Origin of the sequence: Mycolicibacterium sp. lyk4-40-TYG-92 (assembly GCF_030209435.1) — a bacterium.
Taxonomy (GTDB): Bacteria; Actinomycetota; Actinomycetes; order Mycobacteriales; family Mycobacteriaceae; genus Mycobacterium.
Map to the genome: position 1 here is coordinate 348,014 of NZ_JARVRX010000010.1, position 23,394 is coordinate 371,407.

Below are 23,394 nucleotides of genomic sequence, written 5' to 3' on the forward strand. Positions count from 1 at the left end.
CATGTCTGACGGCGCGGCAATGATGCCGGCGATATGCCTCAACATGATCGTTCGCAACGAGGCGCATATCGTTCGCGAAGTCATCGACTCCGTTGCCCCGTACATCACGTCTTGGGTCGTGGTCGACACCGGCTCCGCCGACGGTACGCAGGATGTCATCCGCAGCCACATGGCGGAACTCGGTATCCCCGGCGAGTTGCACGAACGGGTTTGGCTCAGTTCCGCACACAACCGAACAGAGGCGCTGAATCTCGCACGCGGGCACGGCGACTACATCCTCACCATCGACGCCGATGACCTGTTGGTCGGTGCTCCCGACTTTCGCGGCCTGACCGCCGATGTCTATTGGCTGCGCATCCGCGATGGCCAGAGCTACTGGCGTCGCCAGCTATTCCGTGACGGGGTTTGCTGCCGCTTCGAGGGAGTGGTCCACGAATACGCCGCCTGCTCTGACGGGCTCGTTGAGGAGCGCATCCAAGGTGATTATTACGTCGCGTCTCGGCGTCTCGGTGCCCGCAGCCTTGATCCGCTGAAATATGCGCGCGACCGAGATCTGCTGCTGGCGGCGGTCGAACGTAATCCCGGTGACGACAGGTCCGTTTTCTATTTGGCGCAAAGCTATTTCGATCTAGGGGACCACGCCAACGCACTCTCTTGGTATGCCAAACGTGTCGAGATGGGGGGTTGGGACGAGGAGGTCTACTACTCCCTTTTCCGGGTTGCGGAGGCGATGTCTGAGCTGGGTATGCCCTGGCCGGCAGTGCAGGACGCGTATCTGCGGGCGTGGGAGTTCCGGCCGACCCGCGCTGAGCCTCTCCACGCGATTGCCCGGCAGTACCGTCTGCAGGAGCGGTATCACCCCGGGCATTTGTTCGCCGAACGCGCCGCCCGGATACCATTTCCGGAGGGTGAATCGCTCTTTGTCGGCCATGAGGTCTACACATGGCGAGCAATCGACGAGCAGGCGGTATGCGCGTCGATGCTCGGAAAGCACCTTGAGGCGTTCACATTGTGCCGGCAGTTGCTGGGCAGCGGAGAACTGGAGATCGCCCAGCAATGCGCGAACGTGGTCGCAGGGCAGACGATCCCCGGTGATGAGCGTGCTCGGATAGCGGCCAATCGCGACGTCGAGGTGCCGGCCTTGCTGACGGCAGTCACCGCGTATCCCAGCGAACGCGTGCACTGGTTGGCGGCGAATCCGTGTGATAGCGACGTCACGGTCAGCCTGGTAGCCGGCCCGGATCGCGAGGTCGCCGAACTGACTCTCAATTCGCTGGTGTGGTGCTGTCAAGATGTGGAGGTGGTCGGCCGGTTTCTGGTCATCGATGTCGGTCTGTCTGATCGGGACCGTCAGGTGCTCGCCGAACGCTATCCGTTCCTCGACTTCAAGCCGGGCAAAGTTGTTGGGGTTGATCAACTTTCAGAGATTCGGCGTCGGGTCAACGGTCGGTACTGGCTACACCTCGGCGAAGGCTGGCGGTTCTTCGCGCCTGAACGTCTCATCACCCGACTCACGGCGGTGCTGGAGGCAGAACCAGGCGTGGTCCAGGTCGGGATCAATTTCGAGGATGCCGATGAACTGACCGGCAGGACTGCGCCAGATGCTGTCGTGCAGCGTGGCGGCGACGCGGGGCGGTACGTGCTGACCGACACCTCGTCGAGCGGACCGTCGATGTTCGACCTTTCCCGATTCGATCAGACGGACACTGGCCGCGTGAGCGGGCCCCACGATCGCTCTTCAGCTCCGGGCTTCCGTACCGCAACACTCGATGAGGTGCTGTGTATCAGCGCCGTCCACCAACCATCGGTTCGCAAATCGGAAGGGCATCAATGCGTGTACTCGTAACCGGGGGCACCGGTTTCATCGCGGGGTGGTGTATTACTGCACTCCTCGCTCAGGGATACGAAGTATGCGCAACCGTCCGGAGCATCGATGGGGCGGAGCACCTGCGGACACTTTTCGCCGACCGAGTGACGTGTGCCGTGGCGGACTTGACGGCCGACGAGGGCTGGGCTTCTGCGATGGCCGGCATTGATCGTCTCCTACATATCGCCTCACCGTTGACGGGCGACGACATGCTGACACCGGCGCGCGACGGAACCACGCGAGTTTTGGAAGCTGCTGCAGCCGCCGGTATTTCGCGTGTAGTCGTGACGTCGAGCAGTGCGGCGGCGACGCCGGACAGTGGTGAGAGCGGTGTATTCGACGAAACGTTGTGGTCGGGTCCACAGGCAGCCGCGAGTGACGCTTATCGGGTCTCGAAAGTCCTCGGTGAGCGTGCCGCGTGGGACGTTGCCCGCAGACGCGGACTCGCGGTGACCACCGTTTTGCCCGGTGTTGTGTTCGGACCGCTGCTGTCGATGCGGAACGCCGCATCCGTCGACATCATCGGCCGGATGCTCACCGGGATGCGGGGCGTGCCGAATATAGGGCTCAACATCGTGGATGTGCGTGATGTCGCGGATCTGCATATTCGCGCGCTGACGGACCCGCGGGCAATAGGTCAGCGGTACCTCGCGGTATCCGGGCCGATGTCGATTCCCGAGATCGCCGCGTACCTGCGTGCCCAGCTGGGTGATCGGGCCAAGAACGTTCCGACCCGCACGATCCCCAATTCCGTCATCAAGGCTCTCGCGAAGGTGAACCCCGAAATGCGAGCGATCTCTCCGTTTCTCGAGCGCAACTACACCTATTCGAATGCCAAGGCCCGCTCACTCGGCTGGGAGCCGAGGCCGGTACGCGAGACCGTAATCGATTGTGCCGATTGCCTACTCGCAAATTCGTCGTAGTGACGTCAGCCGTTGCTCGTTGACCCGACTGGTATGTGCGGCGCGCAGACACAGAACTCGTTGCCGGCCGGGTCGGTCATGACGGCAAAGGTGTTGGTGAACCCGTGCGAGATGTCGTCGTAGTAGCGCACCTGCGTGGCACCGAGCGACGTGAGTCGTGCTATCTCGGCGTTCAGATTGTCGAGGTGGTCGACATACAGATCGAGATGCCACCGGTTCTTCACCGTTTTCGGTTCCGGCACGGCATGGAACAGTATCCGCGGGTGGACGCCCGTCGGGTCGACGAGCACCCACGGGAGGATCTTGGTGTAGCCCATAGTGGCGGACCAGAATTCCGCAAGTGCGTCGACGGCATCAGCGCCGCAGTCGACAGTGATTCCTACCGACTCGAACCTCATCCCAGTCAAAATAGCGGCTGGTGCGGGGCCGGTCCAGCCGACTGTTCCAAGCGTCAAAGTGCAGAGTGTGCCCTGAGGTTCGAGCGCAAATGGATAAAAATCATCTGCGATGATGATTATCAGGACTTCTTTGTCCCTCGGCGGGCTTTGGTTTCGATATTGCCGGACGCTCCCAAGAATTCCGTCAATGGCGTCAATTTCGTTGGGCTACAGGATAATCAGCGAGGGTGGCCCCTGGCTTTGCGGCAAATATGGGCAATTTATCCCCATGTGCTCGGACTGCCTGACAATTGATAATTACGCCCTGGGATTACTCGGTCTCACAGTGGCTGATGCTCCGCACGGAAGGATGCGACTGTGCGCACGACCACCAACGCGGTATTGCCGACGGTGTCTGGAACGCAGAACGCGCCGCCCGGAAAGGCCGGCGCGAGGTTCATGCGCGGACGCAGACCTATCGCGGTCCTGCTGTACTTTCCTGTAATCCTTTGCTCCACAGCCGGTATCGTCGTGCTTTCGCCGCAGGCAAACGCCTGTTCGTGCACCACACACAATCCTCCGCCACTCCACACCACCACAGGCCCTCCGGTAAGCCCCCCTGGATCGAGCGGTGCCGGCACCACCGCCGGTGGTCCCGGGTCGCCGTCTTGGGGTTCCGGAACTACGTTGGTCTGCAACTTCATCACCTGTCAGACCGCGAGTTCAACGTCGGATTCCTCGACGTCGGATTCGTCGACGTCGAGTTCCACGACGTCTGGTTCGTCGGGTAGTTCGGGGTCCCAGGACACGACGACTACCGGGTCGTCGTCTGGTTCGACTACGTCGAATTCCTCTTCGTCTAGTTCCACGACGGCTAGTTCCACGACGTCTAGTTCCACGACGTCCGGTTCGTCCGGCATCTCGCTGTCACAGAACACGACGACCACGGTGTCGGCGACGACCGGTTCGACTACTGGTGGTTCCTCGTCATCTAGTTCGGCGACGACCGGTTCGACGACGTCAAGTTCGACGACGTCCGGTTCCACGACGTCTGTATCCAGCGGTCAAAGTTCGTCCGGAACAACCGCGTCCGGCTCTAGCTCTACCACGAACAGCTCGTCTGGCTCGGGTACGAGCAGTAGCAGCACTACTGGGGTAATCAGGGTCAAATTGCGCTTGGGCACCGATCTTCCCCAGAGTGGGCCCGGAGATTGGTTAGGCGGGGTGTCCGCCGTCGGCGGTGCAATAGGACAGGTGAGTCGGTCGCCGTGGGTACAGGCACCGCCTTGCTCGTGTCCGCACATACCTCCTGTGGTGCTACCAACGCCTTCCGCCATATCAGCCACCGGGGGATGGTCGCCGCAGCCGGTTTCGGTTCCGCAGACTGAACCGATAGTTGTGACTGTGCCGGTCATTGAGTCGCCGATCAGGGAGCCGGAAAGGATTCGGCCGTCAGCGCAGTCGCAGGTGCGCAATTTGCCGGTCGTGTTGATGAGCACCGTTGGCAATGGATTTTCCGCGGTGATCATCATCTTGGTCTTATTGACCATTGGGCTTTGGTATTTCGGCAATCGGGTGATTGCCCAACTGACGGTTCGGCGAGCGCCTGATGCGTAAGTCCCTCCATCAGGCTCAACGACAGCACCCCGGGTGCGCCCTCGCGACCTGCGCGTTGACCGTTTGTTGAGCAGATTCGGCCGGGCGTTGAGTGCACGTTGAGCCCGCTGCGGATAGTTGTTTTCGACGTCCGACCGCTCAAATCGAAGGTTGATCGATGCAGCAGCGAGTTTGTACATACGTATACGCCGATGATCCGATCCTGCAGGCCGGTGTGGTCAGTCAGCTTCGGCAGAGGCCGGAAATCGATATCGTGGCGGCCGCTGAGCTGAGCCGGGCAGACGTCGCGGTCGCGGTCGCGGACTCGCTCGACGCTGAGACGCTGCGCGTCCTACAAGCCTTGCAGAGGGCCGACATCGAGCACACCGTTCTGGTTACCAGTGCCATCGATGACAACACGGTCGTAAGTGCGGCTGAGGTGGGCGTAAGTGGCTTGCTGCGGCGGTCGGACGCGACCCCCGACGTACTTGTGCGGACCATCCAGCAGGTGGCCAATGGCGACGGGGTGCTGCCCTCTGACCTGCTCGGGACGCTGTTGGGCCAGGTAGGCCGGCTGCAGCGGCAGCTGTTGTCGCCGCAGGGGCTGACGTTCTCTGGGCTCACGGACCGGGAAACCGCGGTACTGCGCCTCATCGCGGATGGCCACGACACCAACGAGATCGCCCAGCAGCTGTGCTACAGCCAACGAACGGTGAAGAACGTCTTGCACGACGTCACGACGCGACTGCAGCTCCGCAACCGTTCGCATGCGGTGGCATACGCAGTCCGTGCTGGACTGATCTAAGTGCTGAATTGCCCTTTCGGGCAACAATTCCTGCCCTGATGGCGGAACCAGTGCCCGTTCCGCGGAAGCTCCCGTCGCGCGACGGTGATGACTGTGATTTCTGACGTCGACGAGGCGCTGAAGAAGTTGATCAGCAGTGAAGCGGTCAACCATGCTGATGTCGAAGTGGTGTTCGACGCACCGACCAAGGATTGGGCTGCGCGGCGCAGCGGACCCACCATCGATGTCTATCTGTACGACATTCGCGAGGATCTCCGCCGGCGCGAACGGGGCATGATCAATGAGTACCGCGAGAACATCGTCGTCTCAAGACACTTGCCCCCACGATATTTCAAATTGTCGTATCTCGTCGCGGCGTGGACCCAGCGTCCCGAGGATGAGCATCGGCTGCTGGCATCGCTGTTGCGTTGTTTCCTGCGATACGAGGCGCTGCCTCAGCATGTACTGAGTGAATCTCTGCGTGGGATGGGCCTGCCGGTGCCCGTGAGCGTAGCGCTGCCACCTCCGGAGGACCGCTCGTTCGCCGACGTGTGGACCGCACTCGGCGGTGAATTGAAGCCCTCACTGGATGTGGTGGTGACCACTCCGATCGATACGGGTCGACACTTCTTGGCCGCCGCGCCGGTCAAGTTCCCGCCCACGCTGACCCTGCAGGGCCTTGCCGACAGTGCGCCGCCGGAGACGCGGCAGCGCGGCCTGACAGAGACCGCCTTGGGCGTGTCCGACGAGGTGGGAGCGACCGACGCCGATCCGGCACAGACAGATTCGGCGCGGAGAGAATACGCGGGGAAGCGACAAGCCGGGCAAGGGCAAGGACAAGCGGGTTCCGAAGGAGTTGCCGGAGCCGCGGCGGCAGGAGACACGTCGTCAGCGTCGACGGCGAGTGGGTCGGCGGCTTCAGACATGTCAATCCGGATGCGCAAGCGGCGGCCGAATTCCGGAGGGCCGACAAAGTGACGGGATCGGCGGCCGTTGCCATGGACAGCCGGGCATACCTGCTCGGCTGGGCGACGGTCGTGGAAGAACGGGTCAGGACTCTCGTCGCCCACCGGCGAAGTGTGGATCCCACGCCAGACGACCAGTTTCGTGGTCTCTACATCAGCGACGCCACCGTCGATGCCTTGTTGGGGGAGCGGCAGCGACCCCCGCGGTTCGACTCGGCCCGTCGAGACCTCTTGGAGAGCAACGCCGATAGCGCTGAAGCGGCGGGCGCCGTCCTGCGACTGCGGGCTTTGGCACGCACTGCAGGTTTGACAGCTGACGACGTCGAGCTGTTGGTCATCGCGCTGCTTCCCGACTTGGATTCTCGGTTCGAGCGCTTCTACGGCTACCTCAATGACGATGTGACGCGGCGGCGTGCGACGGTCGGATTGGCACTGGAGTTGGCCGACCTCTCGCCGCTGGATGCAGCGGCGCGGGCGCGATTGTCGCCCGGGGCGCCACTCGTCGACCTCGCGCTGGTGCTCATCGAGGAACAAGAGCGGCCGTTCCTCACCCGCGGCCTTCGTGTCCCGGATCGAGTCAGCGCGCACCTGCTGGGCGACGACGAGCCCGATTCCGCATTGACCGGGCTGCTCACCGAACCGCACCGCAACGTCACCGATCAATCGACTGCGCTCGCGAAGGCTCTGCTGGCGGGGCAACGGTTCTATTACCTGCGAGAGACCGGAGGCTGTTCCGGAGCCGCGATTGCGGCCGACGGTCTGTACAAGGCCGACCGACCGGTCCTGCTGTGCGACGCACGTCGTCTGGTAGCGGCTGGTGATCCCGCGATAGCCGTCGCCGTGCTGGGGCGCGAGGCAGTTCTTGGCGGTGCGGGATTGGTGATCTCGCCGGTCGAGCCACTGTCGGAGCACGCTGCGCGAGTCATGCCGCTCCTGGCTCGGCTACCGGTGCCGGTAGTGCTCGTCGGTACGTCGGCATGGGACCCCGCATGGTCCGACGATGTCCCGTTGGTCGTGGAAACGGCCCGGCTGACCACGTCAGAGCGCACGGAATTGTGGAAGCGACAGCTCGGAGCGCTCGCCGATACCGTCGATGTCGACGATCTGGCGTCCCAGTTTGCCTTCGGGCCGAAAGAGGTTGCCGCGGCGATCGATTCGGCGCATGCGGCGGCGCGACTCGATGGTGGCACACCGACCAATGCTGAATTGCGCCGCGGTGCACGACTACAGAATGCGGCGGGGCTCGAGCGGCTCTCTCGTCGCGTGGCACCCGGCGTCTCGTGGGACGACCTGGTTCTGCCTGACAACACGCTCGAGCAGTTGCAGGAGTTGACGGTTCGAGCACGGTATCGGGAACGGGTGCTGCGGGACTGGCGGATGCGCCCCGGCGGGGGCCGAGGCAGCGGTGTCACAGCACTTTTCGCAGGGGACTCCGGCACCGGTAAGACGATGGCGGCCGAAGTGATCGCCGGCGACCTCGGGCTCGATCTGTATGCGGTGGACCTCGCGACGGTCGTCGACAAATATATCGGCGAGACGGAGAAGAACCTGGAGCGAATCTTCACCGAAGCATCCAACGTGTCGGCGGTGCTGCTGTTCGACGAGGCCGACGCGATCTTCGGCAAGCGCAGTGAGGTTCGCGATGCGCACGATCGGTACGCCAACATCGAGAGCGCCTATCTGCTGCAACGGATGGAGTCGTTCGACGGCGTAGCCATTCTGGCCACCAACCTGCGGGCCAATCTTGACGACGCGTTCACCCGGCGGCTGGACATGGTTGTCGACTTTCCGATGCCCGACGAACAGGCGCGGCTGGCGCTGTGGAAGCGGTGCCTGGAGGGGCCGGTCCCGGCGGGGACCGACCTTCGGCTCAACGTCTTCGCTGATGCATTCCCGTTGGCCGGAGGCAATATTCGGTCGGCGGCGATCACCGCCGCCTACATGGCGGCGGGATCCGGCCGCGACATCGATGTCGAGCATCTGACCGCCGCAATACACCGCGAGTACCGCAAACAGGGCCGGCTGTTGCCGACAACCGGATCATGACCGAACCTGCGCGCTCGACTCGACCTGTCAACGATGCGTTGGCGGAGGCTCGTCGGCGGACCGAGAACTCCCGGCAGTCGGAAACCCCGGCCGCGCTGATCGGCCTGCAGAGAGCCGCGGGGAATGCCGCGGTGAACGCGCTGCTGATGGGAAAGTTCCGGGCGCCCGACAAGAAGGAGATCGAGGCGGCGCTGCATGAGATGCGGCACGACGAGCCCGCCGTCGACGTCGTCGAAAAAGGTTTGAAAGCAGCCAAATCCGTCGGCGTACCCGTCGAACTGGAGGGGCCGAAACCGCCCGCGTCGGCGCTGGCGGTGAACATGACCGGCTTTGGGCCCAATGCTGTCGCACCCAAGAAGCCGGTGCCACCGCCCAAACCGGTACCGGCGAAAAGCCGGCTTGGTACCACCGCGGCGAAGCCGGCAAAGCACGTCGGAGGAACCGGTGGGGGCGCGCCGCCACAGCCGGCGCCCGCGCCCGCGGCGTCGACGGTGGCGGCCCCGCCGCTGTCGGCCGATCAGCTGCTGCAGCCACCCGTGGCACCGCAACATGTTGCACCACATGAGGACCCGGCATTCACCGCTGTCACCCACCATGTCGGAACCTTCGCGAAGGACAAGCGTGCGCATCCACCGGCGGCCTCCAAGGCCAAGGAAGCGCAGGATGCGGCCCTCGCACCGACCGATGATGTTGCCGGACAGGCGAAGGCCGCCAAAGTCGACACGATGGACGCGCAGCAGGCCGGCTCGTTCGACAAGAAGGCATTCATCGCCGCAGTCAAGGCCGCCATCGAAGCGAAGTCGCCGAAGACGCTCAAAGAAGCAGACAACTACGCCAAATCGGGTAAGGCGGGTGAAGTCAAGGGCGCGGTCAAGGGACTGGTGAACCAGGACAAGGACGGCGAAACCCATGACATCAAGGCCGCCAGCGAGGCCGCACCGGACACGTCCAAGGCCGTCGCCAAGCCCGTGACCCCAATGGGGCCCGAGCAGCAAGGCTCCGCCCCGTCGATTCCCGCCGGTGGTGCGGTGCCCAAGCCGGCGCCGCCGGAGCAGCTGAACCTCGAAGCCGGAAAGCAGCAAGCCAATCAGGAGATGGCCGACGCCAACGTCGATGAGAAGCAGCTCGCCGATTCCAACGAGCCCGAGTTCAACCAGGCACTGGCGGACAAGAAAGAAGCTGCCGCCCATGCTGATACGGCGCCGGCTGAGTACCGCAAGCAAGAGCAGGACACCATTTCACAAGCCCACGTCGAAGCTGCCGCAGAGACCAAGGCGGGCGTCACGGGGATGCAGGGTGCCAAAGCGACGGCACTGGCCCAACTCGTTGCGGACAAGGGCAAGACGAAGTCCAAGGACGAACAGAAGCGCGCCGAGGTCACCGCCAAGATCCAGTCGATCTTTGCCGCCACCGAAGCGGACGTGAAGAAGATCCTCGACGGCATCGACCCGAAGGTGGAGAAGGAGTTCGACCAGGGCGAGGCCGCCGCGCGGAAGACGTTCGAGACCTACGTCTCGGCGAAGATGTCCGCCTACAAGAAGGACCGTTACGGCGGCTGGCTCGGCGGACTCCGTTGGGCCAAGGACAAATTGCTCGGTATGCCGTCGAAGGTCAACGAGTTCTACGAGGCCGGCCGCGAGCTGTACCTCAAGCAGATGGACACCGTCATCTCGCGGGTCGCGGACATCGTCGGTGGCGACCTCACCGCGGCCAAGAAGCGGATTGCCGCAGGGAAGACGGAGATCGCGTCGTATGTAAAGAGTCTGCCGGCCGGCCTACAGAAGGTCGGCGCGGAGGCGTCGAAGGAGATCGCCGACAAATTCGAACAGCTCGAGGAGGACGTCAAGTCCAAGCAGGACGCCGTCGTCGACACCCTGGCGACCAAGTACGTCGAAGCCCGCAAGGGTCTCGACGAGCGGATCGAAGAGCTGCAGGCCGAGAACAAGGGCCTGGTCGACAAGGCGATCGGCGCAATCAAGGCCGTCATCAACACGATTCGCAAGCTGGCCGCGATGCTGATGGACACGCTCGCCCGCGTTGCGCACGTGGTGGGCGACATCATCAAGCACCCGGTGCGATTCCTCGGCAACCTCGTTGAGGGCATCAAGGGCGGCATCATCAGGTTCAAGGACAACATCCTCACGCACTTGCGCAAGGGCCTGATGACATGGTTGTTCGGCGCCCTGGCCGAAGGCGGTATCGAGCTGCCCGACAAGTTTGACCTGCAGGGCATCATCAAGCTGCTGGCGTCGATCTTCGGGCTGACATGGCGAAACATCCGCAACCGCTTGGTGAAACAGATCGGCGAGCCGGCCATGGCCGCCATCGAAAAGGGTGTCGAGGTGTTCCAGCTCCTCGCCTCCGGCGGTGTCGGCGCGCTGTGGCAGATGCTGATGGATAAGCTCGGCGACATCAAGGAGATGATCCTCGAGCAGGTCAAGGATTTCGTGATCACGAAGATCATCACGGCGGGCATCACGTGGCTGATCGGTCTGCTCAACCCGGCCGCGGCATTCATCAAGGCCTGCAAGCTGATCTACGACATCATCATGTTCTTCGTCAACAACGCCGAGCGGATTCTGAAGTTCGTCAACACGGTGATCGACTCGGCAGCCGACATCGTCCGCGGCAACATCGGAGGCGTCGTCGCGAAGATCGAGGACGTGCTCGGCCAGTTGGTGCCCATCCTGATCGGCTTCCTCGCGAGCGTGATCGGTATCGGCGGCATCGGTCAGAAGGTCCGCGAGATCATCGAGAAGCTGCAGAAGCCGGTCACCAAGGCCATCGACTTCGTGATCAAGACGGGGCTAAAGCTCGCCGGCCCAATCATCCGCGGGATCAAGGGAATCAGCGGCAAGGTCAAGGCCAAGGTCGCCGCGGGCAAGGCGTGGGTGAAGGGGAAGGTTGAAGCGGGGAAGCAGTGGGTGAAGGGCAAGGTCTACGGCGGCGACGACAGTGCTGAAGGTAAGCAGAAGCGACTGGACGCGGCGATGAGAGCCGCCAAGGCGGCTGGCGATCGCTTCGGAGGGCGGGTGACGTCTAGAGCCGTTCTCACACCGCTGATGTCGGCGATTCGGCTGCGGTATGGACTGGCATCGCTGGAACTCGTTGAGAAAGGCGACCGCTGGGGCGTCCGCGGGGTGATCAACCCTACGGCGGAGGAAACCCTGGAAGCGCAGCTGCAAGACCCGAAGTACGAGGAGCAATTCGCTGCCGCGGTCAGCCAAGCTAATCAGAGGCTTGCGGCTGAGAAGACACCGCGGAACATCGGTCCAGCGGAGATGGCGGAAGCACGTACGGTGGTGGCTCCGACTGGACGACGTTCAAAAGGCAGTCTGACGAAGTGGGTAAATGACCTCTTCACCTACTTCCGCGACCCGAGTGCAGAACCTCGGGACACCACCGTGCGCGTCGACGGCGGAACTTCCGCGATCACGCTCGTCACCAACCGATCGCAGCGGTTCACCCGGTTGGAAGCTCAGACAATCGACGCGGCACAGGACGAGTTGAACGAGCACTACCGGGCTGGAGCCACCATTGGTGACAAGAGCAGCGCTTACCTTGTGGTTGCAGAGCAGTACCGTGGCGGTCGCGGCAAACCTGCCGTAGCCATCGTTGAGGGCACTACACACTTCGACAAATGCAAACGTGCTGTTCAGCTGCTTCGAAAACTTGAGGGCGGTCTGCCGAAGGTGCAACGAGAGATCGTCGCCCGGGAGCGTATGAAAATGGAGACTGCGCTAGTTTGGGCGATCGGTTACCGACTTCCAGATGGGGATGCCCCTCCGCTGCCGAGCTTCGCCGCCGACCTTGCAGATTGAAGGTCTTACTCACAAACGTCGTCCATACCGTCGTGCTATCCGGCGGATTCGACAGATAATGACCAGACAAGGACGTTATTCCCGTGACCTATGCCCGTTCGGCGTACCCCAGAGAATTGAGTGCTGAATTCGACTAGGCGCTAAAAGATCACGTTCTTACTTCCAGTATCGCGACGTGAAATGTCAATGGGCGAACCATCGACCGGGCTGCACCTGTCGTTCGTCGACTTGACGCGACTTCTGCCGAGTTGCGCTCGAACATGGAATTGTTCGGCAAAGATCAGGAAATTCCTGTCGTCACGCTGCGGATACAACAGGGCTCAACAGCCTCGTTCCGCAGGGCATTTAGTCGCTTGCCCTACGCCTGCACCGTCATGTTCGGATTGGCGGTCACCGAAATCACGCCACCCCACATACACATGCACGTCGATACGTTCGTCAATGCGGGCTTCCCGCCTATCAAGACCGTGGGGGAGCCGGGTGTCCAGGGTGTTCCCGTCGCTGGAATGCAGGGTTGGGGAGTCAATACACCTAACGCTGCGGCGGTCGCAGCAGCCACCTGAGGGTTCGACGGGGTCACGCACACGCCGAAGGAACTGATGTTCGCCATCGGTTGTGAGTCCATGATCGTCGCGGCCGGTTGCGAGGACGCCATCACCCTGGGCGTCGGCAACACCGTCAGCGCAGACGGCGCGGCACCGAAAGTGCACTGCAGCATCGCGCCATTCACGACTACCTGGCCTGCCATGACAGTCGACTCTACGCGCGGAACGACGGCCCCGGAATACCGTCAAACCAATGGGAGCGGTGGACTTTTGACGGCAGCAGGCGTCCACTAGAACGATGAGCATGCGACGGACCTCGTTGCCGGCCAGAACTGTGGCGAACCCGTCGTCGCCCCGTCGGTCCCGGCAGCCGTGGACGTTCACGTGGCAACCAGATCTCGCGTCAGCACTCCGGCAGGCCACCCCGATCATGCGTGCCCGATTGATGCTCGATCTTCAACGCACCATCGGTAACGCCGCCGCGTCTCAGCTGGTGACCCAGCCGCCGCAATCGAGCCCGACCGTGCACCACGGCGGGCCAAGCGTCTCGCTGCACGGCGACACCACGGCCGAATACGACGGCGGGATCTCGAAATGGGCGCCCAGGTCCATGAAGCGCGCCAAGGACTGCACCGACTGTCCCGAAGACAATCCGTGCCTGCATGCGGTCGGCACATTCAAGGTCACCTACAACGCCAACGTGACCATCAAGATGCCGGACGTTCCCGACGGACTATCGGAATGCCAGCAGCGCCGGGTACGTGCATTCCTGCGCGACGTGCTCCGTCCACACGAGAACGAGCATGCTCGGCGATTCCGCACGTACAACGGCACGACGACGCATCCCATCGACTTCACCGGGTGCGGGACCGCCGCGCTGCAAGACCACCTCCAGGAAATTCACGATACCGAAGAGGCGCAACGACATTCCGATGCCGAGGCACTCTCGGCCGCCATCGATCCGTTCAATCGGCCGATCGACCTCGACTGCGACGATTGAGTTTTCGCGATGACTAGCGGTTGGTGACGCGCGCCCACATTCCACCCGCGAACCCTATGGCCGCGCCGAGTAGCACCAGCATGATCCCGTAGCTGGGGAAACCCGCGGAGGCGTGCTGCCAGGCCAGGGAAATGAGGAGCAGCAGCCAGTACCCGACAGCCAATGCCGCTATCAGAAGCGCGACCAGGATGCTCCATCTTCCGATGCTGGCGAAGGCGGTCACGACCAATGCGATGGCAAGAACGAAAATCGATATCCGCTCAGGCGGTTGCGAGAAAGCGACGAACTGGTCAGGCGTTTGGTGCCACAGGAACATGATTCCGTACTGATTGATCTTGTCGATCAGCCCGGTGTTGGTGGAGTTTGACCACCAGCTCGATTCGATCAGCCATCTACCGTTGAACAACCGCACGTTCGACGCCCAGGGTTCCGCCGCACCCCACATCGCCAGTACCCCGCCGAAGACGATCATCGCGGCTTGGACGATGGGAATCCAGTTCCATCCGGAATGGATGAAAGTTGCTTTGGTCGTCAGGGATTCGTCACCACTGGACGCCCTGATTTCGAGGTCGCGCGTCGCTTCTTCGCCTCGTTTGACCGGTGCCGGCGCGGTAACCGACACCACGCCCCAGGCCGCTCCGCCTGGTGGGACGTCGAAACCCGGCGGAGAAAACTCGAACTGCACCACACCCTGGACATCGGAACCCGACATGCCGGCCTGCAGCCACTGCGTTTCATGACGGTTCTCGATGCAGTATTGGAATTCCCCCTGTGGCTCAGCGGTTCTCAGGGTTTCCGGTGTCACGACCAGCCGTGACACCGAATAGGCCGTCACTGACGTCGACTGGACGAATGTTCCGGGTGCCTCGATCTCACCGTCGCCGTAGGACGCCACCACCGTGAACGGCCTGGTGTATTCCTCTCCCCGTGGTGGTGGTGTTGCGCTGATTCGTACCGACGTGGTGACCGCCCGGTTGGCCGGCACCGACAGTTTGGCGTTGGCGAACGCGAAGCGCACGGCCCCAGCCGGATCGCGCCCGTCGAACCGCACCGTACGTGTGGTCGCCGATTCGCGGTTGTCGACGACCAGCGTGACAACGACAGATTCGGCGTCCCTTACGTGTGGTGAACTCGGCTCGATCCGGCAGCGCAGGGGAGGCGCAACGGTGCGCTCCTGATTGACGACCACCGTGGCTTCCGCAACGGCGTTATCTTCGGTCGCGGTGATCGTCAGTCGGCGAACCTGCGTTTCACCCGGCCGGATTTCTGGCACGCTGAATTCGGCCAGGGCCGTGGCGGATTGGCCGGGTTCGACCACCAACCACGGTGGCGAGAAGGTGAAGTTGACTTTGCTTTCTGCATCGGTCCCGGCCAGGGCCACATTGTGTGGATAATTACTGCTGGTGTTGTCGAGCAGGACTTCGAAGCCGCCGGTGGTCACATCGACCAGGCGCACTGCCGTCGGCCGCGCGGTCAGCTTGACTGCGGGGCCGTGCTGCGGGACGGTCACCGTCATCGGCACGTCAGTGAATCGAGTGGTATCGCGCTCCGAGCGGACGCGCAATCCGATGGTGAGGGTCTGCGCGGGGATCAGCGATCCTGGGGTGGTTCCCAACGTTGCGGTGGCAAGCTCTGTGGTGCCCGGCATGAGCGTGATCTCGGGATGGCTCAATGTGAGCCAGGGGGGTGCCTGAACAGCGGTCAGTGTGTAGGCGTCGACGATGGTTGACGGGTTGCGGATCTGGACTGCGACGTCGGCCTCCGGATCGAGCAGTGCCGCAGCATCGGGGAGCTTGACTTCGGGCGCCTGCGCGCGGCTTTCGGTGTCGACCGGGGCCCAGTGTCGACGTGCGCCCATTCGCGGCATGACGTTCGTCTTGTCGGGATCTGGCCTGTTGTTCGCGGAATCCCAACCCAGGTACTCATCGCAGCCGACGCAAAAGCGTGCGTCCGCTGCGTTCGGCGTGCCGCAGTCATCACATACGTGCTCGGTCATCACCCGTCCGCGAGGGTCGAAACGTCACCGTGGTCAGCGGACTATATCGCGGGTTTCGGTGCCTCGGCGGGGTCATTAGACCGAATCGTGATCAGCGCAGTCCTCGTGCCGCTGGACGTAGGTTTGTGCGGAGGCCTTGCCGGGGTCTTCCTCCTCTTCCCCCTCCTCGCGCTGCACCATCGGCGTCGCGCTCCCATTGGACCGCTGGACATCGTGCGTCGCGGCGGCGGGGGCCGAGGACATGACGCGATCGGCGTTGGCGACTGCTTCGCGCTCGAATCGATCGGAGGGATCGCTGACCTTGACCCCGCCGCCGGCGTCGGTCCCGTCTACCGGTCCACTGCGTTGTTGCACAACGTGAGTCAGTTCGTGCGCGAGCATGTGTTGGCCGGCTTGTGATCCAGGGTCGTACTTGCCCTGCTGGAAGACGATGTCGGAGCCGACGGTGTAGGCCTGGGCATTCACTGATTTGGCGGAGTTGTGTGCTGCCGCGTCGGTGTGAATCCTCACGTCGCCGAAGTCATGGCCCAACCGGCCCTCCATATCGGCCCGGAGTGCCGGTTCCATGGGGGAGCCGCCGGAGCCGATCACGTCGTGAACCGGTGAACGCTCCTGCTCGATCAGCTCGGCGGTGCCCGCATTGCCGATCGCGCGTTGAAGCCCCATCATCCCGGGCGCTCCCGCGGCGTCGAGTCGCCCGGACATCGCGGCTTTCATCGCGACCGCCGATTCGGTCTCCTCCATTCGGGATGCCTTGGGGCGCAGGCTGGATTCTTGGTCGAAGCCATCATGGGTATGCATGCAGTCCCTCGCTTGCCGTATTGGGTCTCCATCCAGAATCCACCTCTGATGCGTTCGGCGGAAGATACGAACGACTACGCGTTCGGACATGAGATGTTGCCCCTTCGGGCACTTGCGACTGGCGGTCGGTGATACCCGCGACGGGACATGCCCGGACCCTGCCCCAACGGGCACACATTGATGCCCAACCGGCCGTCCGAGAGCCCCTGCCGCGCAACGGCCTAAAGGCGCAGCATCGTCGTCAGCCCACGAATCTCACCGTGCCTACCGAGGAGGCCACATGCCGACGTATCTGTCACCGGGTGTCTATGTCGAAGAGATCGATTCCGGCTCGCGTCCGATCGAGGGCGTCGGTACGGCAGTGGCGGCCTTCATCGGCCTGGCGGAGAAGGGGCCGTTCAACCAGCCCACATTGATCAGCAACTGGACGCAATTCACGGCCACATTCGGCGGGTTCATCGAAGGAGCCTGCTTGGCTGAATCGGTATTCGCGTACTTCCAGAACGGCGGCGGTAATTCGTACATCGTCCGGATCGGCGATACCGCCAGCAGCAATGGCTCGGCGCCGAAGGCGATCGCAGCGGCAGTGGCACAGGGCATGCTGGCCAACCTGCGAGTGATGGCACTCGACCCAGCCGCACCTGCGGACAGCATCAAAGTCGAGGTCGTCGAATACCAGAAGGACGCCGGTGAAGGTCAGGAGCCCACAAAGGCGGTCAAACTTGTGGTCTCGAAGGACGGCAAGGTCGTCGAGGAGCACTTGGACGTCACAACGGCGCGCGGCAAGACCAACGTCGTCACTGTCGTCAACGCCGATTCCCAAGTGATCCGACTCGAACAGATCTCAGGGCGCTCAGCCTTGGATTTACAGGCGGGCACGGACGTAGTGCTGGCGCCGCCTGCCGATGCGATCGCGACCCCGCCTGAAAGGCTGACTGGCGACGACTACATCGGCGACGCCGCCGACCGCACAGGCGTGTCGGGGCTCGAAGCCATCGACGAAATCACGATGGTGTGCATGCCGGACCTGATGACGGCGTACCAGCGTGGCGCCATCGACCTCGACACCGTGCAGTCGGTGCAGACGGCGATGATCGCACACTGCGAACTCATGGGTGACCGCATGGCCATCCTCGATCCGCCGCCAGGCCTGAACGCCCAGCAGATCAAAGAGTGGCGCGTCGACAAGGCCCGCTACGACTCGAAGTACGCCACGCTCTACTGGCCGTGGGTGAGTACCAAGGGCGGCGACAAATACCTGCCGCCATCGGGTTTCATCGCCGGCATCTGGGGCCGCAATGACGATACCCGCGGTGTGCACAAGGCCCCGGCGAACGAAATCGTGCGTGGCGCAATCGCATTGGAAACCCAGATCACCCGCAAAGAACACGACCTGCTGAATCCCGTTGGCATCAACTGCATTCGGGCCTTCCCGGCACGCGGAATCCGGGTATGGGGCGCGCGCACGCTGTCCTCCGACCCGGCCTGGCGCTACGTCAACATCCGTCGGTTATTCAACTATTTGGAGGAGTCGATCCTGCAGAACACCGATTGGGTGGTTTTCGAGCCCAACGACCACGCTCTGTGGGCCAAGTTGCGTCGCACCATCAGCGCGTTCCTGGTGAACGAGTGGCGCAAGGGTGCGCTGTTCGGCTTGACGCCGGACGATGCGTTCTTCGTCAAATGCGACGAAGAAACGAACCCGACGGAGGGGATCGACGTCGGTGAGGTGGTGTGCGTCGTCGGCGTCGCACCGGTGAAGCCGGCGGAATTCGTCATCTTCCGTTTGTCGCAGTTCTCCGGCGGCACCAGCCTGGTCGCCGAATAACCCCCCGAATACTTGAGAAAGCAGGTAAGTCATGGCACTTCCCGAAAATGACAGCTCAGTCGGCCACTCGTTCGGCCTGGAGTTCGATGGCATCCAGATCAAGAGCATCACCGAGGTCAGCGGCCTCAAGATGGAGCAGGACGTCATCGAGTACAAATCCAACACCAAGGACGGCAAATACCAGATCAAGAAGCTGCCCGGCCGCTGGAAGGCCGGCGAGTGCACGCTCACCCGGCCACTGACCGATGACCACAGCTTCGACAAGTGGGTCAAGGACTCTCAACTCGGCAAGATGAAAGACGTCCGCAAGGGCGGGGCGATCATCGTGTACGACTACGAGGGCAACTCGGTGAAGCGCTACAAGATCACTGCCGCCTGGCCGAAGAGTCTGGAGGTCAGCAGCCTCAAGGCCGGCGACACCAGCGTGCTGACCGAGAAGCTGACGCTGACGTACGAGAAGATCGAAGTCGACGGTGCGTAGAGGACCGTCCCGCGGCTCGGCGGCCCTCGCCGAGCCGCAGGAGGCCGCCCCGCCGCCGGCGCCCCGGCTGGAGACGGCGTTCCGGTTTGTCTTACCCCGTGGCTACGTCGACACGTCCGGCACGGTGCACCGCGAAGGTGTCATGCGTCTCGCGACGGCCCGCGACGAGCTCGTGTCGCAGCGCGACGACCGGGTGCGCGAGAACGCCGACTATCTGTCAGTGGTGCTGATCAGCCGGGTGGTGACGGAATTGGGTGGTCTCGACGATATTCATGCCGGCGTCATCGAGAATCTGTTCGCCTCGGATCTTGCCTTCCTGCAAGACCTTTACCGCCGCATCAATCTCGACGGTCACACCCATGCCCGCGTGGCATGCCCGAACTGCGGCAGCGAATTCGCCGTCGACTTCGCCGGGAGTCGCCTGGGGGAATCATGACGTACGGGGCCGACCGGCTGCACGAAGAGGTCTCGTACCTGGCATTTCACCTGCACTGGTCGCTGAACGATCTGCTCGACCTCGAGCACACCGATCGTCGGCGTTATCTACGTCTTGTCAGGGAGTTCGCCTTGGCGAGCGGAAAGGCTGGCTGAACAATGCCGTTCACGTGGCCGTGGAATCGATCTCGTCCGGTCGTGGGGGAAGAGGTCCCCGCGACCGCGGGATCGTCCGCTACACCGACATCTGCGGATCCCGGCTGGCGCGCTGTCCCACCCGTGCAACGAACGCTCGGCGAGATGGAGCTCACCGCAAGCCCGCGTGATTTCGCCGCATCCCTGGCGACTGCCCAGGACCCTGCGTTGATTACACCGAACCGGCCGAAATTGCTCACAGCAGGCTCTCCGGTTTCCGTACTGCGAATGGAACAGCAGCCCGATCCCGCTGTCTCGCAGCCGCAACCGCAGCCGTCACCGGCGTCGCATTCGACACGTCAGTGGATGCCGCAGCTGAATGCGCAGCGCGCATCGCTGGGCGCCCAGCCGTCGCCCCTACCTCCACCCGCCCAGCCGTTCATGGCGGATGGCGCCGTGGTCCCGTACGCCGACGACGCCACTGCGTCAACGTCTTTGGTCGCGGCCACCGCGCCGGAACCACCGCGGATCGTTCCCATTGTCGACCACGTTGAGCCCAGCCGGCCGGCACCGTCAGTGGCAGGTGCGACAGGAACGCCGGCATTGCAGCGGAACGTTGAATCGGGTGGTTTTGCTTCTGTTAACGCAGGTGAGGCGAAATCCGCGGAACCGACGCACTCCGCGCTGCCGTCCGTGCCGCCGGTTGTCGAGCCGAGCGCAGGTGCACCCGCGGTACCGAGTGCCGTTCAACGGGCCGCCGAACATACGGCGACGGGGCCTGCACCAGTCACCTCGTCTTCGCCTGTCAGGCCAGCCTCGCCAGTCAGCCCTGCTACCGCAGCCACCCCGGAGGTGCCCCAGCCGCCGTCGGCGGTCGAGTTCAGTCAGCCCGAGCGTGCAACCTTGGATGTAGTCGCCGACGTCGTCCTTGGCGCGGCGCAAGTGCCTACCGGCACCGCACGCCCGCAGCCTCCGCACGTGCAGGCATCGCATGAGGCCATGGCGTCAGATCCGGTTGTTGCTCAACCAATTACCAGTTCCATTCAGCGCACCGCGGTCGACGATGCGCCGGCGCTCGACTCACCGCGCGCCGCGCCCGTAATCAACCCCGGTCAGTCTGACAGTGGCGCCGCACACACCGATGCAGCGTTCAGTCGGGTGGATGCCGGTGATCCGGTTCAGCCGACATTCTCGGTGCCATCATCCGACAACCCGCCGTCGCCGATCTCCACGGCCGTGCCGGTGACGTCGCAGCCAGTGGCAAAAGAACTGCAACGCAGCCAACTTGGTGACTTGAGCTCGACGGTGACGGCCGCGGGGCGGGTCGAAGTGCCGGAGGCGCCCGCGAAGGTGCAACGGTTCGCCGAAAATCCAGGCCCAGCGACATCTGCGCCAGCTCGCCAGTCGGTGATCGCCGAGCCGATCGCCTCGCAGATTTCCGGCTCCGCCACTCCATCGTTTGAACCGGTGTCTTTTGAGCCACGGTCCTTTGAGCCGATTTCTGGTGGGCCGGTGGTGAACGCGGTGCAACGCTCTGTTGGTGCAGCCGATGCCGTGGCGAGTGCCCAGTTGGCCGCCGTGCCAGCAGCCGTGAACGACCCTCGGGCTGCGACAAGTGTTTCCGGTGACGGTTCGCCAACCGGGTCAGGCGCGCCGGTCGAGATGCAGCGATCAATGGCCCATGTCGATCCCGTTGAAAGTACCGTCGCTGCGCCGTCCGTATCCGCATCACCCGTGGTGGCGGAAGTTCCGGCAGACTTGGGAGCACGCTGGGCCCCAACGGTATTCGAGCCATCGATCGACTGCGGTAATGCTGATTCCGGCGAGCCGGCACAGCTCGCCGGAAACTCGGTGATCCCGACTGCGCCAACCCTGCCTCATCCGCCGGTAGGCATCGCGGCGCCTATCGCACAGCGGAGTGTGATGCCGGAAAGCCGCGGTGTCCCGGAAGCTCGCATCAGCAATGCGGCGCCGCCGCCCAGTGCGTGGACCACGGTCCAGCGTGCCGTTACCGGCGAATCAGACGATTTCCCAGTGCAATTCGGCGCGGCGCCGACCTTGTCCAGGGCAGTGGCCGCGCCCGGTACACCAATGACCACGCAGCGCGCGGTCGGCAGTGCGGAACCGGGGCGCATCGTGTTGCTTCCTCCGGTACGAACCGAGCAGCCTGAGCCGCCTGCCCAGCCCCGCGAGGTACTCGCCGACAGCGCGCGGCCAATGTCGTTGCAACGCATGTTCGGTGACTTTGCCCAACCCGTGCCGGAACCAGAAACCCGGCACCCATCCGCTGACAGCGAGCATTCGTCGTCGCAAACGGTGACATTCGATTCGCCTGTCGCGCAAAGAGAAATGCAGTCTGCCCCGGACCCCGTCGTACAGGCCGCGGCTGAGAGCGCACCACCCCAGCATGATTCACCCGCGCCTGGTGCGCCGCCTGCCGCTGCGGCGTCAGGGCACGCGTCATCGCCGGCGGAGGTCGACGAATTGGTCGGCAGACTCTACGAACCGCTGGCAGCTCGGCTCCGGGCCGAGCTCTGGCTGGATCGTGAGCGGGCCGGTGCCTTGATGGGTCTGCACCGATGAGGAGGGCAACTGATGGCCGATGACGATTTGATGGTGGGCGTGGCGTTCGTCGTTGAGGTCGACAAGACCTCGATCGGCGTGTTCAACAGTTGCGAGGGCTTGGGCCTCGAGGTGGTACTCGAGCAGCGCGAAGAAGGCGGCAACAACATGATGGTCTGGCAGCTGCCCACCCGGATGAAGTACAGCAACATCAAACTCACCCGGCCGGTCGGCCCGGACAGCCCCCAGCTGACGAAGTGGATCACCAAGGCGCTACACAGTGTGGAGCCGATCACCGCTGTCATCTCGGCGCTGACCGCGGACGGGCAAAAGGTCGCCAGATGGTCTCTGAACGGCGTCGTACCGGTACGGTGGACGGGACCATCGCTGAACTTGGACTCGCCCAAAGTATTCACCGAGACCTTGGAAATCGCCCACCATGGCTTTATTGACGGTGGAGCGTAGACATGGGCACCGCCATTGCGCTGAAGAGCTCGGGTAGCCCCGCCGAGCAGTCGTCGACGACAGTCCTGAACTCGGGGGCGTCACACGCCCACGCATGCCTGAAGATGTTCGAACCGCAGTCGGCAAAAGGCGGTAGCTCAACCGGAACGTCGTTGGGGAAGATCGACTTTCAGTTCAACCCGAAAGAAGTTACGATCAGCAAATCCGCGAAATGGGAGCGCAAACCCGCCAAGGGCGCCAAGACGGCGGGACCACCCGAATACAAGGGTGCTGACGCCTGCAAGATGACGTTGGAGATGTTCTTCGATTCGACGCTGAAATCCGATGTGAGCGTGGTGGATTCGGTCGAGAAGCTGTTCGGCTGCTGCGTGCCGTTGGACAAGACCCGCAAGGACAAGCATCCGATGCCGCCGCTGGTGGTCTTCGAATGGGGCGGCGTCACCAGCTTTCCGGCGGTGGTCACCCAGGTGAACGCCAAATACACGCGCTTCGCGTCCAATGGAGTGCCGATTCGTGCGGTCTGCACGGTGAACCTGGAGGAGATGCCCTCCGAGGAGGGTGGACAGAACCCGACTTCGCGCGTGCTCGCGGTCGATCGCGCACACACCATGATCGAAGGGGACACGTTGGCTCTTGTGGCCTATCGGGAGTATGGCGACCCTGCATTGTGGCGGCCACTGGCTACCTACAACCGCATCGATGATCCCATGCGTATCCGCAATGGAGCACAGGTTCTGCTCCCCAGCATGGAATCATTGCTGGGGTAG

22 protein-coding genes are annotated in these 23,394 nt (G+C 63.2%); 14 read left to right on the forward strand and 8 right to left on the reverse strand.

All coding sequences use genetic code 11. The features are described from left to right. Window position 1 precedes the first annotated feature (1 nt). Complete coding sequence (locus QRN63_RS16425) at window positions 2–1,846, forward strand: glycosyltransferase (protein ID WP_285031725.1); 1,845 nt, start codon at window positions 2–4, stop codon at window positions 1,844–1,846. Next, the gene (locus tag QRN63_RS16430) at window positions 1,831–2,790 is read left to right on the forward strand and encodes an NAD-dependent epimerase/dehydratase family protein (RefSeq protein ID WP_285031727.1); all 960 of its coding nucleotides are present in this window, start codon (window positions 1,831–1,833) and stop codon (window positions 2,788–2,790) included. The genes QRN63_RS16425 and QRN63_RS16430 overlap by 16 nt, the downstream gene beginning before the upstream one ends. Before the next feature lie 5 nt (window positions 2,791–2,795). On the opposite strand, the gene QRN63_RS16435 is transcribed toward QRN63_RS16430, so the two are convergent. From QRN63_RS16435 to QRN63_RS16450, 4 genes are all read right to left on the reverse strand, one after another. After that, window positions 2,796–3,188, reverse strand: a complete 393-nt coding sequence (locus QRN63_RS16435) for a VOC family protein (protein WP_285031728.1) — start codon at window positions 3,186–3,188, stop codon at window positions 2,796–2,798. A 320-nt stretch (window positions 3,189–3,508) separates the two neighbouring features. Continuing rightward, entirely contained in the window at window positions 3,509–3,736 is a 228-nt protein-coding gene (locus QRN63_RS16440; RefSeq protein WP_285031729.1) for a hypothetical protein, read from the reverse strand. Window positions 3,737–3,877: 141 nt separating this feature from the next. After that, on the reverse strand, window positions 3,878–4,213 hold the full coding sequence (locus QRN63_RS16445) for a hypothetical protein (protein ID WP_285031730.1): 336 nt from the start codon (window positions 4,211–4,213) through the stop codon (window positions 3,878–3,880). A gap of 18 nt (window positions 4,214–4,231) precedes the next feature. Beyond that, a complete protein-coding gene (locus tag QRN63_RS16450; RefSeq protein ID WP_285031731.1) occupies window positions 4,232–4,717 on the reverse strand; it encodes a hypothetical protein in 486 nt (161 codons plus the stop codon). Between the two features lie 224 nt (window positions 4,718–4,941). On the opposite strand from QRN63_RS16450, the gene QRN63_RS16455 reads away from it, so the two are divergent. The 4 genes from QRN63_RS16455 (at window position 4,942) to QRN63_RS16470 (ending at window position 12,379) form a co-directional block, all read left to right on the forward strand. Continuing rightward, the gene (locus QRN63_RS16455; protein ID WP_285031732.1) at window positions 4,942–5,568 is read left to right on the forward strand and encodes a response regulator transcription factor; all 627 of its coding nucleotides are present in this window, start codon (window positions 4,942–4,944) and stop codon (window positions 5,566–5,568) included. Between the two features lie 87 nt (window positions 5,569–5,655). After that, window positions 5,656–6,525 carry a Pvc16 family protein gene (locus QRN63_RS16460; protein ID WP_285031733.1) on the forward strand — a complete coding sequence of 290 codons (870 nt, stop codon included), beginning with the start codon at window positions 5,656–5,658 and terminating at the stop codon, window positions 6,523–6,525. Next, entirely contained in the window at window positions 6,522–8,558 is a 2,037-nt protein-coding gene (locus QRN63_RS16465; RefSeq protein ID WP_285031734.1) for an ATP-binding protein, read from the forward strand. Before QRN63_RS16460 ends, QRN63_RS16465 begins: the two co-directional genes overlap by 4 nt. Then, a complete protein-coding gene (locus QRN63_RS16470) occupies window positions 8,555–12,379 on the forward strand; it encodes a phage tail protein (RefSeq protein ID WP_285031735.1) in 3,825 nt (1,274 codons plus the stop codon). The genes QRN63_RS16465 and QRN63_RS16470 overlap by 4 nt, the downstream gene beginning before the upstream one ends. A 358-nt stretch (window positions 12,380–12,737) precedes the next feature. Here QRN63_RS16470 and QRN63_RS16475 read toward each other — a convergent pair whose 3' ends face one another. Continuing rightward, a complete protein-coding gene (locus QRN63_RS16475) occupies window positions 12,738–13,127 on the reverse strand; it encodes a DUF4280 domain-containing protein (RefSeq protein WP_285031736.1) in 390 nt (129 codons plus the stop codon). 95 nt (window positions 13,128–13,222) lie between these two features. Between QRN63_RS16475 and QRN63_RS16480 the strand changes: the two genes are divergently transcribed. Further along, complete coding sequence (locus QRN63_RS16480) at window positions 13,223–13,924, forward strand: hypothetical protein (RefSeq protein ID WP_285031737.1); 702 nt, start codon at window positions 13,223–13,225, stop codon at window positions 13,922–13,924. A 13-nt stretch (window positions 13,925–13,937) separates the two neighbouring features. Here the strand turns inward: QRN63_RS16480 and QRN63_RS16485 are convergent, their stop codons facing one another. Together QRN63_RS16485 and QRN63_RS16490 are read right to left on the reverse strand one after the other, a co-directional pair. Continuing rightward, the gene (locus tag QRN63_RS16485; protein WP_285031739.1) at window positions 13,938–15,365 is read right to left on the reverse strand and encodes a hypothetical protein; all 1,428 of its coding nucleotides are present in this window, start codon (window positions 15,363–15,365) and stop codon (window positions 13,938–13,940) included. A gap of 630 nt (window positions 15,366–15,995) precedes the next feature. Beyond that, complete coding sequence (locus QRN63_RS16490) at window positions 15,996–16,721, reverse strand: eCIS core domain-containing protein (RefSeq protein ID WP_285031740.1); 726 nt, start codon at window positions 16,719–16,721, stop codon at window positions 15,996–15,998. 280 nt (window positions 16,722–17,001) lie between these two features. Here QRN63_RS16490 and QRN63_RS16495 point away from each other — a divergent pair, with 280 nt between their 5' ends. Genes QRN63_RS16495 through QRN63_RS16510 form a run of 4 tightly spaced genes read left to right on the forward strand, consistent with a single transcriptional unit; the run spans window position 17,002 to window position 19,621 of the window. Then, entirely contained in the window at window positions 17,002–18,549 is a 1,548-nt protein-coding gene (locus QRN63_RS16495; protein WP_285031742.1) for a phage tail sheath family protein, read from the forward strand. Window positions 18,550–18,580: 31 nt separating this feature from the next. Then, on the forward strand, window positions 18,581–19,030 hold the full coding sequence (locus tag QRN63_RS16500; RefSeq protein WP_285031743.1) for a phage tail protein: 450 nt from the start codon (window positions 18,581–18,583) through the stop codon (window positions 19,028–19,030). Further along, complete coding sequence (locus QRN63_RS16505; RefSeq protein ID WP_285031744.1) at window positions 19,023–19,466, forward strand: phage tail assembly protein; 444 nt, start codon at window positions 19,023–19,025, stop codon at window positions 19,464–19,466. Before QRN63_RS16500 ends, QRN63_RS16505 begins: the two co-directional genes overlap by 8 nt. Continuing rightward, window positions 19,463–19,621, forward strand: coding sequence for a DUF6760 family protein (locus QRN63_RS16510; protein ID WP_285031745.1), 159 nt, complete (start codon window positions 19,463–19,465; stop codon window positions 19,619–19,621). Before QRN63_RS16505 ends, QRN63_RS16510 begins: the two co-directional genes overlap by 4 nt. A 338-nt stretch (window positions 19,622–19,959) precedes the next feature. On the opposite strand, the gene QRN63_RS16515 is transcribed toward QRN63_RS16510, so the two are convergent. Then, window positions 19,960–20,139 (reverse strand): hypothetical protein, encoded by a 180-nt coding sequence (locus tag QRN63_RS16515; protein WP_285031746.1) that lies wholly within the window; start codon window positions 20,137–20,139, stop codon window positions 19,960–19,962. A 439-nt stretch (window positions 20,140–20,578) separates the two neighbouring features. Between QRN63_RS16515 and QRN63_RS16520 the strand changes: the two genes are divergently transcribed. The 3 genes from QRN63_RS16520 to QRN63_RS16530 are packed head-to-tail and all read left to right on the forward strand — an operon-like array spanning window position 20,579 to window position 23,394. Further along, on the forward strand, window positions 20,579–22,183 hold the full coding sequence (locus tag QRN63_RS16520) for a hypothetical protein (protein WP_285031748.1): 1,605 nt from the start codon (window positions 20,579–20,581) through the stop codon (window positions 22,181–22,183). A 12-nt stretch (window positions 22,184–22,195) separates the two neighbouring features. Continuing rightward, window positions 22,196–22,627: a phage tail protein gene (locus QRN63_RS16525; protein WP_285031751.1), complete on the forward strand. Its 432-nt coding sequence runs from the start codon at window positions 22,196–22,198 to the stop codon at window positions 22,625–22,627. 2 nt (window positions 22,628–22,629) lie between these two features. Next, the gene (locus QRN63_RS16530) at window positions 22,630–23,394 is read left to right on the forward strand and encodes a CIS tube protein (RefSeq protein ID WP_285031752.1); all 765 of its coding nucleotides are present in this window, start codon (window positions 22,630–22,632) and stop codon (window positions 23,392–23,394) included.

Excerpts from the sequence above, each read along its gene's own strand:
- QRN63_RS16425 (WP_285031725.1), top strand. The coding sequence starts at position 2 with ATGTCTGACGGCGCGGCAATGATGCCGGCGATATGCCTCAACATGATC.
- QRN63_RS16430 (WP_285031727.1), top strand. The coding sequence starts at position 1,831 with ATGCGTGTACTCGTAACCGGGGGCACCGGTTTCATCGCGGGGTGGTGT.
- QRN63_RS16435 (WP_285031728.1), bottom strand. The coding sequence starts at position 3,188 with ATGAGGTTCGAGTCGGTAGGAATCACTGTCGACTGCGGCGCTGATGCC.
- QRN63_RS16450 (WP_285031731.1), bottom strand. The coding sequence starts at position 4,717 with ATGGTCAATAAGACCAAGATGATGATCACCGCGGAAAATCCATTGCCA.
- QRN63_RS16455 (WP_285031732.1), top strand. The coding sequence starts at position 4,942 with ATGCAGCAGCGAGTTTGTACATACGTATACGCCGATGATCCGATCCTG.
- QRN63_RS16460 (WP_285031733.1), top strand. The coding sequence starts at position 5,656 with ATGACTGTGATTTCTGACGTCGACGAGGCGCTGAAGAAGTTGATCAGC.
- QRN63_RS16470 (WP_285031735.1), top strand. The coding sequence starts at position 8,555 with ATGACCGAACCTGCGCGCTCGACTCGACCTGTCAACGATGCGTTGGCG.
- QRN63_RS16475 (WP_285031736.1), bottom strand. The coding sequence starts at position 13,127 with ATGGCAGGCCAGGTAGTCGTGAATGGCGCGATGCTGCAGTGCACTTTC.
- QRN63_RS16480 (WP_285031737.1), top strand. The coding sequence starts at position 13,223 with ATGAGCATGCGACGGACCTCGTTGCCGGCCAGAACTGTGGCGAACCCG.
- QRN63_RS16490 (WP_285031740.1), bottom strand. The coding sequence starts at position 16,721 with ATGCATACCCATGATGGCTTCGACCAAGAATCCAGCCTGCGCCCCAAG.
- QRN63_RS16495 (WP_285031742.1), top strand. The coding sequence starts at position 17,002 with ATGCCGACGTATCTGTCACCGGGTGTCTATGTCGAAGAGATCGATTCC.
- QRN63_RS16500 (WP_285031743.1), top strand. The coding sequence starts at position 18,581 with ATGGCACTTCCCGAAAATGACAGCTCAGTCGGCCACTCGTTCGGCCTG.
- QRN63_RS16510 (WP_285031745.1), top strand. The coding sequence starts at position 19,463 with ATGACGTACGGGGCCGACCGGCTGCACGAAGAGGTCTCGTACCTGGCA.
- QRN63_RS16515 (WP_285031746.1), bottom strand. The coding sequence starts at position 20,139 with ATGGGAACGATCCGCGGTGGTTCCGGCGCGGTGGCCGCGACCAAAGAC.
- QRN63_RS16525 (WP_285031751.1), top strand. The coding sequence starts at position 22,196 with ATGGCCGATGACGATTTGATGGTGGGCGTGGCGTTCGTCGTTGAGGTC.
- QRN63_RS16530 (WP_285031752.1), top strand. The coding sequence starts at position 22,630 with ATGGGCACCGCCATTGCGCTGAAGAGCTCGGGTAGCCCCGCCGAGCAG.